The organism is Neisseria sp. CP9, assembly GCF_047758525.1.
Lineage (GTDB): Bacteria > Pseudomonadota > Gammaproteobacteria > Burkholderiales > Neisseriaceae > Neisseria.
Map to the genome: position 1 here is coordinate 514,193 of NZ_CP180502.1, position 16,687 is coordinate 530,879.

General features: G+C 48.9%; 19 protein-coding genes. 16 read left to right on the forward strand and 3 right to left on the reverse strand.

Annotated features, from left to right (window positions below):
- The first annotated feature begins 6 nt into the window (after positions 1–6).
- From misR to rplS, 7 genes are all read left to right on the forward strand, one after another.
- Positions 7–684 (forward strand): two-component system response regulator MisR, encoded by a 678-nt coding sequence (misR, locus tag ACMYUL_RS02365; RefSeq protein ID WP_003740839.1) that lies wholly within the window; start codon positions 7–9, stop codon positions 682–684.
- 15 nt (positions 685–699) lie between these two features.
- Positions 700–2,115 (forward strand): sensor histidine kinase, encoded by a 1,416-nt coding sequence (locus ACMYUL_RS02370; protein ID WP_070514390.1) that lies wholly within the window; start codon positions 700–702, stop codon positions 2,113–2,115.
- Positions 2,116–2,435: 320 nt separating this feature from the next.
- Positions 2,436–4,829, forward strand: coding sequence for a GNAT family N-acetyltransferase (locus ACMYUL_RS02375; RefSeq protein ID WP_415771868.1), 2,394 nt, complete (start codon positions 2,436–2,438; stop codon positions 4,827–4,829).
- Positions 4,830–4,905: 76 nt separating this feature from the next.
- Positions 4,906–5,154, forward strand: coding sequence for a 30S ribosomal protein S16 (gene rpsP / locus ACMYUL_RS02380; RefSeq protein ID WP_003740833.1), 249 nt, complete (start codon positions 4,906–4,908; stop codon positions 5,152–5,154).
- 18 nt (positions 5,155–5,172) lie between these two features.
- Positions 5,173–5,682: a ribosome maturation factor RimM gene (rimM, locus tag ACMYUL_RS02385; protein ID WP_415771870.1), complete on the forward strand. Its 510-nt coding sequence runs from the start codon at positions 5,173–5,175 to the stop codon at positions 5,680–5,682.
- The gene (gene trmD, locus ACMYUL_RS02390) at positions 5,682–6,431 is read left to right on the forward strand and encodes a tRNA (guanosine(37)-N1)-methyltransferase TrmD (RefSeq protein ID WP_070514387.1); all 750 of its coding nucleotides are present in this window, start codon (positions 5,682–5,684) and stop codon (positions 6,429–6,431) included. Before rimM ends, trmD begins: the two co-directional genes overlap by 1 nt.
- A 13-nt stretch (positions 6,432–6,444) precedes the next feature.
- Positions 6,445–6,810 (forward strand): 50S ribosomal protein L19, encoded by a 366-nt coding sequence (rplS, locus tag ACMYUL_RS02395; RefSeq protein ID WP_003740828.1) that lies wholly within the window; start codon positions 6,445–6,447, stop codon positions 6,808–6,810.
- Positions 6,811–6,963: 153 nt separating this feature from the next.
- On the opposite strand, the gene trhA is transcribed toward rplS, so the two are convergent.
- The 3 genes from trhA to ACMYUL_RS02410 form a co-directional block, all read right to left on the reverse strand.
- Positions 6,964–7,581 (reverse strand): PAQR family membrane homeostasis protein TrhA, encoded by a 618-nt coding sequence (trhA, locus tag ACMYUL_RS02400; protein ID WP_070514386.1) that lies wholly within the window; start codon positions 7,579–7,581, stop codon positions 6,964–6,966.
- A gap of 141 nt (positions 7,582–7,722) precedes the next feature.
- A complete protein-coding gene (locus ACMYUL_RS02405; protein ID WP_070514385.1) occupies positions 7,723–8,313 on the reverse strand; it encodes a tyrosine-protein phosphatase in 591 nt (196 codons plus the stop codon).
- A 214-nt stretch (positions 8,314–8,527) separates the two neighbouring features.
- Positions 8,528–9,323 (reverse strand): IS5 family transposase gene (locus ACMYUL_RS02410; protein ID WP_415771101.1). Its coding sequence is split into 2 segments (ribosomal slippage): positions 8,528–8,956 and positions 8,958–9,323, totalling 795 coding nucleotides; the frame shifts between segments, so codons are not numbered across the junction.
- Between the two features lie 114 nt (positions 9,324–9,437).
- Between ACMYUL_RS02410 and ACMYUL_RS02415 the strand changes: the two genes are divergently transcribed.
- From ACMYUL_RS02415 to ACMYUL_RS02455, 9 genes are all read left to right on the forward strand, one after another.
- Positions 9,438–10,892 (forward strand): transferrin-binding protein-like solute binding protein, encoded by a 1,455-nt coding sequence (locus ACMYUL_RS02415; protein WP_415771874.1) that lies wholly within the window; start codon positions 9,438–9,440, stop codon positions 10,890–10,892.
- Positions 10,893–11,047: 155 nt separating this feature from the next.
- Positions 11,048–11,980 (forward strand): phasyl DNA replicon protein arp, encoded by a 933-nt coding sequence (locus ACMYUL_RS02420; RefSeq protein ID WP_070864991.1) that lies wholly within the window; start codon positions 11,048–11,050, stop codon positions 11,978–11,980.
- Between the two features lie 159 nt (positions 11,981–12,139).
- On the forward strand, positions 12,140–12,409 hold the full coding sequence (locus ACMYUL_RS02425; RefSeq protein WP_070864992.1) for a hypothetical protein: 270 nt from the start codon (positions 12,140–12,142) through the stop codon (positions 12,407–12,409).
- A gap of 91 nt (positions 12,410–12,500) precedes the next feature.
- On the forward strand, positions 12,501–12,722 hold the full coding sequence (locus tag ACMYUL_RS02430; RefSeq protein WP_070864993.1) for a major capsid protein: 222 nt from the start codon (positions 12,501–12,503) through the stop codon (positions 12,720–12,722).
- Positions 12,723–12,727: 5 nt separating this feature from the next.
- Positions 12,728–13,033: a hypothetical protein gene (locus tag ACMYUL_RS02435; protein WP_070865030.1), complete on the forward strand. Its 306-nt coding sequence runs from the start codon at positions 12,728–12,730 to the stop codon at positions 13,031–13,033.
- On the forward strand, positions 13,023–14,846 hold the full coding sequence (locus tag ACMYUL_RS02440; RefSeq protein WP_415771877.1) for a virulence factor TspB C-terminal domain-related protein: 1,824 nt from the start codon (positions 13,023–13,025) through the stop codon (positions 14,844–14,846). Before ACMYUL_RS02435 ends, ACMYUL_RS02440 begins: the two co-directional genes overlap by 11 nt.
- Positions 14,843–15,127, forward strand: coding sequence for a DUF2523 domain-containing protein (locus tag ACMYUL_RS02445; RefSeq protein ID WP_016687737.1), 285 nt, complete (start codon positions 14,843–14,845; stop codon positions 15,125–15,127). The genes ACMYUL_RS02440 and ACMYUL_RS02445 overlap by 4 nt, the downstream gene beginning before the upstream one ends.
- Before the next feature lie 3 nt (positions 15,128–15,130).
- Complete coding sequence (locus ACMYUL_RS02450; protein WP_070864995.1) at positions 15,131–16,309, forward strand: zonular occludens toxin family protein; 1,179 nt, start codon at positions 15,131–15,133, stop codon at positions 16,307–16,309.
- A 7-nt stretch (positions 16,310–16,316) separates the two neighbouring features.
- Complete coding sequence (locus tag ACMYUL_RS02455; RefSeq protein ID WP_141763355.1) at positions 16,317–16,508, forward strand: hypothetical protein; 192 nt, start codon at positions 16,317–16,319, stop codon at positions 16,506–16,508.
- Positions 16,509–16,687 lie beyond the last annotated feature (179 nt).

Below are 16,687 nucleotides of genomic sequence, written 5' to 3' on the forward strand. Positions count from 1 at the left end.
AATCCCATGAGTCGCGTATTACTCGTAGATGACGACGCTTTGCTGACCGAATTGCTCACCGAATACCTCACCGCCGAAGGATTGAACGTCCACAGCGTTCCGGACGGCGAAGCCGGTGTACACGAAATCCTGACCGGCCAGTACGATGTTGTCGTATTAGACTCCATGATGCCGAAAATGAACGGCTTGGACGTATTGAAAAACGTCCGCTCCCAAAGCACCGTTCCCATCATCATGCTGACCGCCAAAGGCGACGATATCGACCGCATCATCGGATTGGAAATGGGTGCGGACGACTATGTTCCAAAACCTTGCACCCCGCGCGAACTGTTGGCACGCATCAACGCCATCCTGCGCCGTGCTCAACAAAGCGGCGAGCCGAACAACGCGCCAAACAGTATTTCCGTGAGCGATGTCGTACTCTACCCTGCCAAACGTCAGGCAACCATCAAAGACACTCCGCTTGAGCTGACCAGCACTGAGTTCAACCTGCTCGAAGTCCTGATGCGCCATGCCGGACAAGTCGTCAGCAAAGAAACTTTGTCCATCGAAGCACTCGACCGCAAACTGGCAAAATTCGACCGCAGCATCGACGTCCATATCTCCAGCATCCGCCACAAATTGGGCGATGCCTCGCTGATTCAGACCGTACGGGGCTTGGGCTACCTGTTTGTTAAAAACTAAAGATAAAACAGATCAATGAAACTGTTTCAACGCATCTTCGCCACATTTTGCGCAGTCATCGTCTGCGCAATCTTTGTGGCGAGTTTTTCTTTTTGGCTGGTGCAAAATACCCTTGCCGAAAACCAATTCAACCAACGCCGCACCATCGAAACCACTTTGATGAACAGCATCCTCTCCGCCTTTAGGGCGCGCGGGGACAGCGGTGCGCGCGAAATTTTGGCGGAATGGGAAGACAGCCCCGTCTCCAATTCCGTTTACGTCATTTTGGGCGACGAGAAAAAAGACATCCTCGACCGCAATATCGACGGACACACCATCGAACGCGCCCGCGTGTTTGCCATCAATAATCCCAATTCCGATTTGGCGCACATCGAATACGACCGTTTCGGCGAAGAATACCTCTTCTTTATCAAAGGTTGGGACAGCCATCAGGCGCAACGCCTACCCAGCCCGCTCTTCATCCCGGGTCTGCCGCTCGCCCCGATTTGGCACGAATTTATCATCCTATCCTTCATCATCGTCGTCGGTCTGTTGATGGCGTACATCCTCGCCAGCAACATCACCAAACCCATCAAGATCTTGGGCAGCGGTATGGACAGGGTGGCAAACGGCGAACTTGAAACCCGTATTTCCCAGCAAGTGGATGACCGCGACGACGAATTGTCCCACCTTGCCATCCAGTTCGACAAAATGGCGGAAAAACTGGAAAAACTCGTTGCCAAAGAACGCCACCTGCTTCATCACGTCTCCCACGAAATGCGCTCTCCCTTGGCGCGTATGCAGGCGATTGTCGGACTGATTCAGGCACAGCCGCAAAAGCAGGAGCAATACCTGAAAAGGCTGGAAGGCGAATTGACCCGCATGGATACCTTGGTCGGCGAGTTGCTGACGCTTTCCCGTTTGGAAACATCCAACATCCCGCTGGAAAAAGAAAGCCTGAAACTCGTCCCTTTCCTGAAAAACATCGTGGAAGACAACCAAAGCATCGCTCAGCAGAACAAACAAAGCGTTACCCTTTCGGTCGAACCCAGAATCCCCGAAAATGCCACGGTCTGCGCCAACGAAGGCTATTTGTACCGCGCGTTTGACAACGTTATCCGCAACGCCATCAATTACAGCCCCGAAGGCAGCACCATCCGCGTCAATATCGGACAAGACGGCAAACATTGGATTGTGGACGTTACCGACAACGGTCCAGGCGTGGACGAAATGCAACTGCCGCACATTTTCACCGCCTTTTACCGTGCCGACTCCAGCGCCAGCAAACCAGGCACAGGCTTGGGTCTTGCCCTGACTCAGCACATCATGGAGCAGCACAACGGCAAAATCATGGCTGAAAACATCAAGCCGAATGGTTTGAAAATGCACTTTATCCTGCCCAAAAAGAAAGTGAACGGCAAAGCAGAAAAGCCGCATCCTAAAACCACTTGACCATGAATGTTGCCAATCGGGGCTTGTAAACAAATTGCCACACCCCAAGCCTATAAAAGGTCGTCTGAAAAGAACAAACCCTTACGTTCCCGCCTTTCAGACGACCTTTTATGCCATTTGTCATATATAATTCATATAAATAATTAAATCATTTATAGTTTGCATGTTCGCCATACCAAGCAGCAAACAAACTTTTCATTTACAACAAAAACAAATAATAAACACCGAATCCGGTTCATTTACACACGGCAACCCTTCCAACCCAAACCGCCCGAAAGGTCGTCTGAAACGCACCATCCTCACACCGAAAAGGAGGCACCATGTCCGCCCAATCCATGTCCAGCTACTTCTTCATGCCCAACCACATCATCCTCGTGGGCGCGAGCGAACGCCCATACAGCCTGGGCGAACGCATCCTAAGCAACCTCCTGAGCGCACCGTTTCAAGGTCAAATCACACCCGTCAACCTACGCCACCGCACAGTTGCCGGACTCACCTCCTACACCAATCTCAACAAAATCCCGGGCAGCGCCGACCTCGTCATCGCCGTAACGCCGCCTGACAGCTACGACGCCCTGTTCAAATCCTGCCGCAAAAAACAGTTCGGCCACATCATCCTCATCCAAGACTGGGAAAGCCTGTCCGACGACGAATGGCACACCGCCGAAGCCGCCATCAAAAAACACCACGGCGACGAGCTCAACATCAGCGTGTGCAGCCCCGCCGGCGTACAGCTTCCATCGCAAAGCCTCAACATCAGTTCCCAACCCGACCATCCGGCAGGCTACACCGCCCTTCTGACCGGACACGCCTCCGTCAGCAGCGAAATCAACCTCATGCTGCAAAAAATGGGACAAGGCATTTCGCGCCACATCAGTCTCAACTATCCGCTCAGCCCCACCACTTCCGCCGACTGGCTCAACCGTTTCGGCCACAACCGCCATACTAAAGTTGCCGTCATCGAGCATAACCCAGCCGAAAACCAACGCAACCTGTTCAGCGCCATCCGCCATTTCGCCCGCCACACCCCGCTCATCCTCCACGTTACCCACTGTTCAGACGACACTGAAAAAGCCGTGTTACGCTGCCTTGCGCGTCATTGCAACTTCCTCGCCACATTCAGCAGCAGCGAACTCGAAGCCGCCCTGCACGCACGTTTATCCGATCTCCCCCCTCTGAACAGTATCGACATCCTGTCTAATACCCCTGCCGAGTGGTTGGAAACCTGCGCGCCTCAAAACCTAAAACTCCAATTCCCCACCGAGCAGCCAAACATCCGCCAAGGTTACATCGGCAGCACACCCACGCCCGCGCATTACCACAGCATCGCCAGCCAACAACTTCAAAACACCCATACCGAAGCCCTGCTCGCCATCGTCTCCCCGACCGACAGCCCTGACGAAAAAAATCTGACCCGCACCCTGAGCATGCTGGCGAAACACACTGCCAAACCCCTACTTGTCAGCAGCCGCTTTTCAGACGACCTCCTGCATTTCGACCGTCCTGAACAAGCCCTGCAAGCCTTATCGTTCCGAAACATTGCCGACCAACTACAAAAAGAGCAGTTACGCATCGCCACGCCTAAAAAAGGTCGTCTGAAAACCCCGCAAGCAAGAAACATTACCAAAGCCCTCGCTTCAAAAGACCTCCCCTTGCTTGCCGAAGCCCTGTGCCTGCCCGCTTATCAGCACACCACGCATAACGCGGTGCAATTCCGTTTTCAACGCCATACCGTCTATGGCGACATCCTGACCGTATGCCATCAAGGCAGAACCACTGCCGCGCTCCCGCCGTTTTCTACGCTGGACATTGAACACATCGCCCATTTCGCCCAACTTGAAAACACGCATATTCTCAACCAACTCCTGCACACCTTAAACACACTCAGCCAGCGGCAGCAATACATCGGCGAAATCCTGCTCAACCTCAACGGCGACCAATACAGCAGTGACTTTGTATTGCAGGCTGACGAACGTCCCTCCCCGAAAAACAAACCAACCAATATAGCCACCCTCAAGCTCGAACAAGCCGCCGCCAAAGTACAGACCGCAGCGGAATACCTGCGCAGCAAAAATCCTGCTGCCGCCGAGTTCCTCCGCAATACCGGCGAAGCCGCCGCCGAACTTTTGGGCGCAAAAACTGAAAGCGAAGCCCCCATCCAAAACGTACTCGCCCCCTACCCGACCGAGCATCCTTCCACGCTTACCCTCAAAAACGGCGAAACCGTAACCATCCGCCCCCTCACTCCCGAAGACGCGGAAGCCAAGCAACAATTCGTCCGCAGCCTTTCTCCGCAAGCGCGCTACACCCGTTTCATGACCCACACCAACGAATTGCCCATCCCCACCCTCGCACGCTTCAGCAAACTCGACTACCACAGCGAAGCCGCATGGACGGCACGCAATTCAGACGACCTCATCGTCGCCGTCAGCCGCTTCAGCCGTATCAACCGCAATGAATGCGAATTCGGCATCACGCTTGCTGAAAACGTACGCGGCAAAGGGTTGGCAGTGGAAATGATGAAGCTGATTATCCAATCGGCAACACAACAAGGCTACCGCGTCATGAGCGCCCAAATACTCAAATCCAACACCCCTATGCTTAAACTTGCTGAAAAATCAGGCTTTACCATCACACCTTCCGAAGAAGACAACACTTTGTGCCAAGCACGCCTCAGCCTGACCACTCCGCAAAACAGCAACAAAAACAAATAAAAACTTGCATGAACAACGCAAAATGTCCTAAAATTAGCGGTTTCTTATCTATCCGATTTTCTCAAAAGGACTCAAAATGGTAGTTATCCGTTTGGCTCGCGGTGGTTCTAAACACCGTCCCTTCTTCCACGTAGTCGTTGCCGACTCCCACAACCGTCGCGACGGCCGCTTCATCGAGCGCGTTGGCTTCTACAACCCTGTTGCCAATGAAAAACAAGAGCGCGTACGCCTCCAAGCCGACCGCCTGAACCACTGGATCGCTCAAGGCGCACAAGTTAGTGACGCAGTTGCAAAACTGATCAAAGAACAAAAAGCTGCTGCTTAATCACCGGCTAATCTTGCTATGACCGACACTCGACAACGGGTAGCCATGGGCTACATCAAAGGCGTATTCGGCATCAAAGGCTGGCTCAAAATAGCCGCCAATACAGAATACGCCGACAGCCTCCTGGACTACCCTGAGTGGCAGTTAAGCAAAGACGGTAAAACACTGAATGTGACACTCGAAGCCGGCAAAATCGTCAGCGGAGAGCTTCAGGTCAAATTCGAAGGCATAGACGATCGCGATCAGGCTTTTGCCCTGCGCAGCTATACCATCGAAATCCCCCGAGAAGAATTCGCCCCTACCGAGGAAGGCGAATACTATTGGGCAGATTTAGTCGGCATGACTGTTGTCAACAAAGACGATATCGTGCTCGGCAAAGTCACAAACCTGATGGAAACCGGTGCCAACGATGTTTTGATGATTAATGGAGAACATGGTCAAATCCTGATCCCGTTCGTATCCAACTACATTGAAGCCGTCGATACCAAAAGCAAAACCATTACCGCCGACTGGGGCTTAGACTACTGATGTTGATACAAGCCATCACCATCTTCCCCGAAATGTTCGACAGCATCACCGAATACGGCGTAACCGGTCGCGCAAAAAAACAAAACCTTTGGCAATTCCAAGCCATCAATCCTCGCAAATTCGCCGACAACAAACTCGGCTATATTGACGACCGCCCCTTTGGCGGAGGTCCGGGAATGATTATGATGGCACCGCCGCTGCAAGCAGCGATAGAAGAAGCAAAACAAACATCTTCAGTTCCTGCAAAAGTCATCTATCTTAGCCCGCAAGGTCAACCGCTGACCCACAAAAAAGCCGTAGAACTTGCGAAATCTCCGCATCTCATACTGCTTTGCGGACGATACGAAGGAATTGACGAACGCCTGTTGCAAAGCAGCGTAGATGAAGAAATCAGCATAGGCGATTTTGTTGTCTCCGGCGGAGAGCTGCCCGCCATGATACTGATGGATGCCGTACTCAGACTGATACCCGGCGTATTGGGCGATATACAGTCAGCCGAGCAGGACTCATTTTCAGACGACCTGCTAGACTGCCCCCATTACACCAAACCCTTAGAATTCCAAGGCATGACTGTTCCCGACGTATTGCGTTCGGGCAATCATGGCTTGATAGCCGAATGGCGGTTGAAACAATCGCTGCGGCGCACCCTGGAGCGCAGACCAGACCTACTGGAAAAGCGCAGTTTAATCCCAAAGGAATCCCGCCTCTTAAAAGAAATCTTGCAAGAGCAACAGGAAATCCAATCATAATTTAGGAAAAACAATGAACCTGATTCAACAATTAGAGCAAGAAGAAATTGCTCGCCTGAACAAAGACATCCCCGAATTCGCACCGGGCGACACCGTAGTCGTTTCCGTACGCGTAGTAGAGGGTTCACGCAGCCGTCTGCAAGCTTACGAAGGCGTTGTTATCGCCCGTCGTAACCGCGGCTTGAACAGCAACTTCATCGTTCGCAAAATTTCCAGCGGCGAAGGCGTTGAGCGTACTTTCCAACTCTACTCCCCTACCGTAGAAAAAATTGAAGTAAAACGCCGCGGTGACGTTCGTCGCGCCAAACTGTACTACCTGCGCGGTCTGACCGGTAAAGCGGCCCGCATTAAAGAAAAATTACCTGCCCGTAAAGGTTAAGCAAAAGAATTGCAAAACAAAATCCCCACTTTTCAGTGGGGATTTTTTTACATCATCTTTCTATCATTCTGCAACAAATTCAATCACAGATAAGATTTCGGTTACCACCCTACAACCAAAACCTTAGAATAACTTCTGTAAACCGTCAGCCTCTTAAAGTACATAAAAATAGATGCAGATAAATTGAGCCAAGCTTCCACCAAGAACAAACAAATGCCAAATACCATGACCATGTTTAATCTTTTTATCATTCACAAACCAATAGATACCGACGCTATACAATACACCGCCCAACGCAAGCCAAAACAGTCCGGCAGATGAAAGCGATTGAACCAATGGAAATAAAGCAACCAAAATCAACCATCCCATTACCACATAAATAATCATGGACAACAGCCGTTTTTCACTCTTTCTCCCTATCGTAAGCTCTTGAATAATCCCTAAAAATGCCAAGCCCCACGACACACCGAAAATCGACCAACCCCATTCTCCCTTAAGAGGAATCAAGGTAAACGGGGTATAGCTGCCTGCAATTAACAGATAAATCATGCAATGATCCACTTTTTGCAAGACAGCCTTAATTTTAGGTTGAGGAATACTATGGTATAGCGTTGAGCCCAGATAAAGCAAAGACAGGCAAACGCCATAAGTGATCGCACTGGCAAGCTGATATGAATCATCAGCCTTGATAATCATCAGCACCAATGCGGCAACAGCCAGCATGGTACCGATTAAATGAGTATACGCATTAAAGCGTTCACCATGATACATAAGAATCGTTCTTAGCTTGAATAGACCGGCAAGTGTACGCCAAACACAATGTCACAAGCGCAAGAAAATGATAAAAATAAGTTAAAACCAACACCGTTATCATTCTGAAGCGCCTAATTCAACCTCACCTTACATTCAACATCATCCCTCTTTTCGCAAACGTTCCAAATGTTCGCGTACCTCCTGCACCTTTTCTTCGGTAAACAAATTCTCAATATTTTTCCAAATACTATGATAACCATAAGGCCCGTGTTGCATTTCCAACCTAGCCTCTTCCACCGACCAACCCTGATAAATAATACGGTACATTCCGGAAATCAAACCCGTACGGTCAGCACCATGATAACAATGAACCAATACAGGACCGTATTCTTGCTGCTTTTCAATTAAGAAAAGCGTTTGCGCGACATCTTTAGGCTTAATTTTCCACGTCAACAAAGGACGGTTCAGCAGCATCAAATTGCGGCCTTTTAAATGTGTTTCGTTGTCGTTCCGATCAAAAAATCGCAAATTAATCACGCTACGGATACCGAGTTGCTCAATCAGCTCCCCATCTTCCGCAACCGGCTGTTCACTGCGGTAAAGCTTATCATCAATACGGTACAAATTAGCATCTTGCTTTACCAAAGTCGCCCAACGGGCGGAAGCGGCAGAAATATCTTGAGGAGCCATAGGAGTGGAACACGCAGCGAGGAAACATGAGCACAAAATTACAGATAAAAAATGACGCATAAATTCTTCTCTAAAATAAAACGTGATTGTAATAGCAGGTCGTCTGAAAACGAAGCCTGATTAAAGTGAACAACCACAACCGGCAACTTCAAGCATTTTCAGACGACCTTTATGTCGTACAAATCAAACACAAACCACATATCGAAGAACAATCATCGCAGTAAATGTAAAAAACAGTTTGTTTTTGTCATGATTAGACCTCTTGCGAAAATATTCATCCCATCGCATTAACCAGTCCTGCAATCAGATTTACCCTTAACCCGAACCGTTTCCGCCTGTTGCGGTAAGGCAGCGACAAGATTTTGAATATCTTCAGTTTCCTGTTGATGTGCTCGATGACGGTTCTGAGTTTGCCTAACCGCCTGTTCGCCTCTTTATCCTGTTTGTTCAGCGGATGATGTTTGGATTTCTTTTTCGGGGTCTGTAATCCGGTTTTAGCCAATCCTTGATAACCCTTATCCGCAATGACTATTTTGTAGGGATAAAGCTCTGCAAGGTGCCTCTTGGCTAAACGCATGTCATGCTGAGCACCCATCCCCGTCCGGATGCTGATGATTTTTTCAGTTTCTCTGCCGTATATGACCTGGATTTTAACCGTGTGCCGCTTTTTCTTGCCGCTGTAATACTGCCGCTGTTTTTTTGGGACGTTCAATCGGGCTTTCGGTAACGTCAATGATGACCGTTTGATCGCCCAGATTCTTGTGTTTTGGCAGGGAAAAGCGTTTGCAACGGATGAGGGCGTCCTCGGTTTTACGGATGGTGCGGCAGACATTACTTTCAGAAAGGCCGTAGATGGCGGCCAATTCGAGTTGGGTATGGTAATGACGCAGATAGCTCAGGGTAAGCAGCAGTTGGTCTGCCAAGCTGAGCGTATGCGGCCTGCCTGACTTGACCTTCCGGCTTTCTGCTTCTGTGGTGACTTTCAGCATTTCGTGAAAAAGGACGGGCGTTACACCTGTGAGCCGTTTGAATTCCCTGTCGCTTCTTTGGATGAGGTTTTCGTATTTCATTTGGGAATTGTAAATCTTCAGGATACTTTCGCAAAAGGTCTATTATATCTATGATAACGCTTTTATGCTGTTTGATAAAAACGCACCATTCCAACCGACAAAAAAGGGGACAACATGTCTGTAATCAACACTAAAATCAAAACCATCATCTTAACCGCGATCAGCGCGGCAATCCTGTCTGCCTGTGGTGGCGGCGGTGGCAGCGGCGGCGCATCCACCCTTTCCACCGGCTCAACCAGCACAAGCGGCAACGGCAGCCCTGCTAAAAACAGCAGCCCAAGCAATGCCACCCCCAGCGCTAACAACAATAATGGCAATACCGTAGCAGCAGCAACCCCTAGTCATAACCGCGCTGACAATCTCGCGGACTTGATTGATGAAGCACCGCTTGAAGCTTTAAACCTTGCCACACCGCTGCACACCAGCTTCATTTCTTCAGCCAGCGCACAACAAGACAACCCAAATGTTCAATTGCGCCAAAAAGAAACAGGAGAGAAATTCCAAACTGACAACCAAAATAAAAACCAAGGCGGTTTGATCAGCTCTTTAGATTTTAAAGCCAACGATGAAGTGAAATTGGATGGAATTGTACTATTCAATAAAAATGCGAATGGCAGTGCAACACAACCCGAATGGACAACCACCGATTCCCTCATCGCAAAAATCAATTCTAAAGGCAACACAAAAGCCGATATCAGCGAACAAGATGGCAGCGAAAAAAATACCAAATACGAATACGGCAAATCAACTTTGGACGACCGTATTGTCGAAATCTTCAAACAATTGAAGACCGAACGGGAAAACCTTAAAAAAGCAAAAGAAGGCGGTACCGACGGTATTGATACAAACAAAATTGCAGAAATTGAAGCCAAGATCAAAGAGCTGTCAGAACTGTATGACTTTAAACGCCAACTTCGTGCAGGTTTGACAAAATATACTCAAGATTCCATGAATCAAATTGCCTATTTCCGCACTGATGCCGATGGTTTGGTGTTTGACAAACGATTCGACGGCATCTACGTCATCCGCTTTGTTGATGGTACGCAGATCGTTATGCACGATCCTGCCGCTGCCGGTTGGACTTACCAAACTTTCGCCCACTATATTGATCCGAAATCCGGTGTGATTTACGGCTATCAAAGCTTAGGCGATGAGACCAAGTTCACCGACCTGCCTGAAAAAGGTACGGCAACTTACAACGGATTGACTACTGCCTATGTTGTGAAAGGTGATCAAAGCCGTCAGTTGACGGCGGATGTTAAAGCCATCGTCGATTTTGGTTTTAAAGGCGTACGCTTTGAAACTGCCAATTCCCAATTCCACTCTCTCGACGCCAACGGCCGCCGCGTAAGCGAAGCCGATGCGAAGTACGACATGAAAGGTGCGGCGAAATGGGAAAACGGCAACCTCTTCCTTGGCTCGGTTGAAGCAGCCGCAGCAGGTCTGAAAGGTAATTTGAGTGGTAAATTCTACGGTGCAAAAGCTGCTGAAATCGGCGGTACTTACGGTCTGAAAAACCAAGACGGCAGCGAACACCTCATCGGTGGTTACGGCGCGAAACGTCAATAATCCTAATGACCGTCTCCTTTAAATAAAAAAGGTCGTCTGAAAGACTGTTTGCAGTTTCAGACGACCTTATATATTTCGCTTCCGTTAAGGGAGTGTAAAACACATTTAGAACCCCTTGACAAATTCGATTAACCGACATTTGAGAGGGGTCTAAAATGTTTTTACAGCAACAGATTGAATTTCAGCAGCAAGCGGACGCGAAGCGTGCCGCGCTTCCTTGTCTAAATAGTAACAACTGCATTGACGCAAAAAATACCAATGTAATCAAGGAAAAGCAAAAACCCGCAAGCATAGAAAAATACCTGCCGAACACAGCAAAACCCGAATTTAACGAATTTTCCACCTCACACAAGAAATCCGCCGCAGCCTTAGAGATGAATGTAAGACAGTTCATCGAAGTTTTCGGAATTGAAAAGGTCGGATTTCTTACCCTCACATTTGCCGACGACGTACAAGATGTCAAAGAGGCAAGCCGCCGCTTTCACAGCCTGCGCACAAACTTTCTTAAAAAGCATTTCGAACACTATGTCTGCGTATACGAGCGCATGAAAAGCGGTCGTATTCACTTTCATCTTATCGTCAACACCCGCGAAGACATCCGCCGCGGTCTGAATTTCCAACAAATTCAAGCTCGTAATTATACAAGCGCAAATAAAAATCTGCGTCAGCTTTGGCAAGTCCTCCGTGAAAACATGGAAAAGTACGGATTCGGACGATCCGAACTACTGCCCGTCAAAACCAACAGCAAAGGACTTGCCCGCTACGTCGGCAAATATATCGCCAAACACATTGATAGCCGTCTGCCTGAAGACAAAGGCTATCGTCTGATTCGTACCACCATAGACAAAAAACAGTTGTGGAAGATTGCGAACAGCAATTTTTCGTTTGTATCCGCAGGTTCGCGCCAGTGGCGCGAGAAGCTGCAAAAGTGGGTTATCTGCATTGAACCCCTTTTACAGGCACATGCCGAGCTTTTCTACGAAAGAAAGCCCAAAAAGATTACAGAGGACAATTACAACGCCGTCCTATCAGCCCTTTTAAGCCCGAAATGGGCGTTTTATAACCGAGAAACCATCATCAATATGTAGCGAAACCCGTAACCGTTGATTTTGGTTCGGGGGCGGGATGGGCGCGAAACCGCACTTGCGAAGCAAGGCGAACGGCGCAAGCCGTGTGTGAGCGCCCCTCCCGTCCCGCCCCCGAACCGTTGAATACCAGCAACCCCGACTTTAAAGAAAGGAAACATCATGTCTCAAGAAACCGAACGCAAACAAGGTATTTTCGTCATTGCCGCATTTGACCGTATGTTCACACGCGAACGCAAAAACCAAGACGGCACATTCAGCAAGACCCACTATGTCGGTCTGATTATCCGTTCAGACACAGAAACCCGCCTTTGCGAAGTTCGCACAAAACATCCCGAAAAGTACGAGCAGTACAAACCGCAGCAAATCGTCTCCATGCAAGTGTTTCCCCGTGCATTTAAAGACAACATCTACTATTCGGACGAAGCATAAACCAGTTTCAGGGGTTCGGCGGTGTCCCCTGAATTGACCCCGAAACACCGCCACAACTACTTTTTATCAACATTTCGTAAAGGAAAACAAAATGAAACTGAAACAAAAACTGCAATACGCCGTAGCCGGTGCATCCGTTGCCATCATGTCTTTGCCTGCAATGGCAGAAGACAGCGCGTTGATTACAGCCGCCAAAGCTGAATTGTCAGGTGCGAAAGAGGGTGTTTCGTCTATTGGCGCGGTTGTAATCGGTGTTGCTGCTGCAATGGTCGTTGTTGGTCTGATTATCAAAGCAGTACGCAAAGGCGGTTAATGGCAATGGGTTATCAAGTCGGCCGTGTCTGCCATTTCACACACGAAGCGGCGACAAACGAAGTGATGACCCGTGTAGTGCCGACAATAGACAAAGACGGGGTGCTGCATCACCCCGTTTTTAACGGCTCTACATGGCAGTATAACGAACAGCAAGTCAAACTGACCTTTCCCGATTGCGACCCGATGGAATATCAGAAGCTGGGCAAAGAGATAGGTATGATGTGCGTTTCAATCGTCGCCACGGTATTTGTCGTCAACCTAATCTACAAATTCATATTATCCACGAGAGAAAAGAGTAATGAAGAATGATACCCGAAGCAATGTTCATCATCGGCATACTGCCTTATGCCTTGTTCTGTCTGCTGCTTTATTCGCTGCTCCTGTAAGTGCAGAAGTAGGACTGCCCCCGCCGGCACAACATCAGGGGGCGGGCTTTCCGTCTGAGCAAGCCTTGAGACAAAAAGGCTACGACCCGAAAACGGGCGTATGGCGCGTGCAAAGCCAAAACAACGGCAGACCGACCGTAACCAAGTCGGGCGATACCATCAAGGGGTCACAACCGAAGACCGTAACCGCAACGGGCAATTATGGCGAAAAAGGAACGTTTAGAACGACACAAACGCAGACTGTAAGCTCGTCAAAATTGCAGAATACTATAAATGGCGTTTGGGCAGGTGGTGCATTGGCAGCTGCGGTTGATAAACATAGTGGTTTGATGGGAGCAAGAATAAGGTCAGGAGATTATAAAGGTGCTGTCGAAAGTGGTGTTTTAATGGCTGGTACCTTTGGAAATAATTTGTTTGGAGGAATTGCAGAGTCCTTGGGGAATTTAGGACGTGGATTAGGTCTGATTGATAGCCCGTCTCCTCAAGATTTCAGACAAGCTGGAGACCGTTTTTATCAATGGCAAATGCAGAAGGAACAAAGCGGTCAATTAGGCGAAGCAATCGCCGCCGCAGCCGCCAAAAAAGCAGCCGAAGGCGCAGCAGCCGCAGCGAAACAGGCGGAAGGATGGACGACATCAGGAAAAATGCTTGCTGAAGCCTCAAAGAACAAAGACGGTAGTTATTCCCAACTATATTTGAGACGTGTCGATATTGGTTCAGGTTCTAATGTTAGACCAAGACCTAATATAGAAGGCTATGCTTGGGTAATAGATAAATATAATGGTTCATATAATTGGGGATATTGTAATGGTGGAACTTGTAGTGGTTGGTATAAAGGTAGTCTTCCTGAAGGTTATGACAAAGTTGCAGGATACGTCTATACACCAATCACAAACGACGCCCAGCTACAAGATGCTAGAGCAAAAGTAACCTCTCAAACGCCTGCGGAACAACAAAAAATCATCAAAGAAATGACGCTCAATCAAAAGGATATCAAAGACATATTAGAGCGTATGTTGAATAACCAACAGACCAACCATGCCGAATTGATGAATCAGTTGTCAAAAATTGGCGATTCCGTTGAAAAATCGACTACGTCGAATGAATTTACCCCGATGACCGCCGATTCAGCACCCTACACCCCGCAGGGTAGCAATACACCTCAACAAACACGATTCACGATAAACAGAGACGGTTCAATTACGACAACGATTATTCCGCGTCCTGATTTGAAACCAAATTCCACGCTCGCCCCGACACGCAGCGAAATCATACCGACACCGAATAAAGGACAGAACACACCGACAACACCCAATAGTCCGAATACACCTACAACGCCCGACAGTCCGAATGCACCGACGACGCCGAACAGTCCGAATACGCCGAATCAGCCGAACAGTCCGACAGGGCAGCAAAATCAAAATCAAGAGAATCAGCAGCAGAATTTTTGTCAGCAAAACCCGAATGCTGCGCAATGTATGCCGGGTGGCGATATGACCTATGAAGACATCGTCTTGCCTGAAAACACAATAGATTTAGATTTTAGACCTGAAAACGTCTTCCAAACCGAAGGCGTTTGCCCGCAACCGAAAAGCGTGGATTTAGGCGCATTTGGGCAGGTCGAATTCAGCTATCAGCCGCTTTGCGACTTTGCCGCTAAATTGAGACCTGTCTTAATCATGATGACCATTCTTACCTGTGCATGGTTCGTCTATGGCGCATTGGAGGAGCTATGAACTGGGGTAGTTTGATAACAGCCGTATTAATGTCTGTGGCAGGCAGAATATTGACCGCCATAGGGCTTTCTTTTGTGACAGTGGCGGGATTTCGCCAGTTGCAATCCTATTTTATCCAACAGGTTCAAAACCATATTGGCGGTTTCCCTGAAGACGCATTGCAAATCGTCTACATCATGGGCTTCGGCGTCATGCTGAATTGGATATTTGGCGCATTCACATTTATAGCAACGATAAAGGGCTTTAAGAAACTGTCCACTATCGTCAAAAGCGAGGGATAAAAAATGCTTTACCTATATACAGGCGTTCCCGGTGCGGGAAAAACATTGTATGCGGTTTCAAATCTTGTCAAACGCAAGGACTTTAAAGACCGTCCCATCTTCGTGGACGGAATCAAAGACCTAGACCACGACAAAATAAACTATTTCGATATACCCGAAGGCGAAAGCATTCAGACATGGCCGAAGTGGGCGCCTCCGGGTGCGATTATCGTCGTTGACGAATGTCAACGCATATTCCGACCGCGACCAAGCGGCTCGAAAGTGCCCGATTACGTCGCCGAACTCGAAACACACCGACACCGTGGTCTTGATTTCATTCTGATAACCCAACATCCCCGCCTGATAGACGTCCATCTGCGTGGACTGATAGAACATCACACGCATTTAGGGAAGACCAATCTAGGGCTGCGTCGTAAGATGGAATGGACGACAGGCGGCGCAAAAGACCCTGAAAGCAGGGCAAACATCAGGGAAGCCCTAATCAGCGTGTACAGGCTTGATAAAAGCGTGTACGGGCTGTACAAGTCCGCCGAAGTACACACCAAAATCAGGACGAAAAAAAGCAAACTTTTAATGCTGTTCCCGCTCGCCCTATGCCTTGTCGGTTATGGCGTTTGGTCGTTTACTGGATTTTGGGGCAAATTCTCGGGCGAAGAACAGGCGAAGACGGCACAGGCACACGTTGCCGCGCCAGCGGCAAGCCCCGAAGCGCAGGCGGCAGCCGCTCCCGCGGCGGACGACGGCGCAGCGGGGCAGTACGCAGCCGCAAAGGTGCAAATGCCGTCCGAACCGCCAAAGCCCCATCTGACAGAAGAAGACTATCAGCCCCGTATCGCAGAACGTCCCGAAACCGCCCCGATATACGACGGCATGAACAAAGCCGTCAAAGTCATGCCGTGGCCTGCCGCCTGTATCAAAGCAGAGAACCGTTGCACCTGTTACACCGACCAAGGCACGAAGATTAAAGATATCGGCAAACAAACCTGCCTAAACTACGTAAAAGACGGCTTACCGTTCAACCCCTACAAAACGCAGACGGCAGAAGCGGTAAAACCGACGCAGACTGCATACACTCCCGACGCCACGCAGGTCTTGACAATGGGCGGGGCAGCCCCGCAAAATCTGATGTATGACGGATACAATGATAAAGCCCTGACTAATGTGGGCGGAAAGATAAATTAGGGAAACGATGAACGCATTAGAATTTGTTATTTCGTGTTTGGTTGTGTATGCAATAATTCATATTCATAGAAAGCATGGCACGGCTTATTTCAAAATGTTGATTAAAGAATTTGGCATTTTTATTTTTGGTCTTGCTATTATTTTTCTTGTATTATGCGCCGCAGGAGTTTTAATGTTCGCAGCCCAATCGCCCACCTAACCACAAGTCAAGGGGAGGGCGTCCAGAAAGATTTGTAAAGACGGCTTTATCGTCTTTATAAATCTTTTTGGATACCCCTTGACGCTAACCCACCCAAAGACGCTGCCCGCAAGGGGTGGGGTGTGTTTTTTACCCCACCCCCTGCCACGTGGCGAACGTCGCCGAAGGCAAAAAGAGTT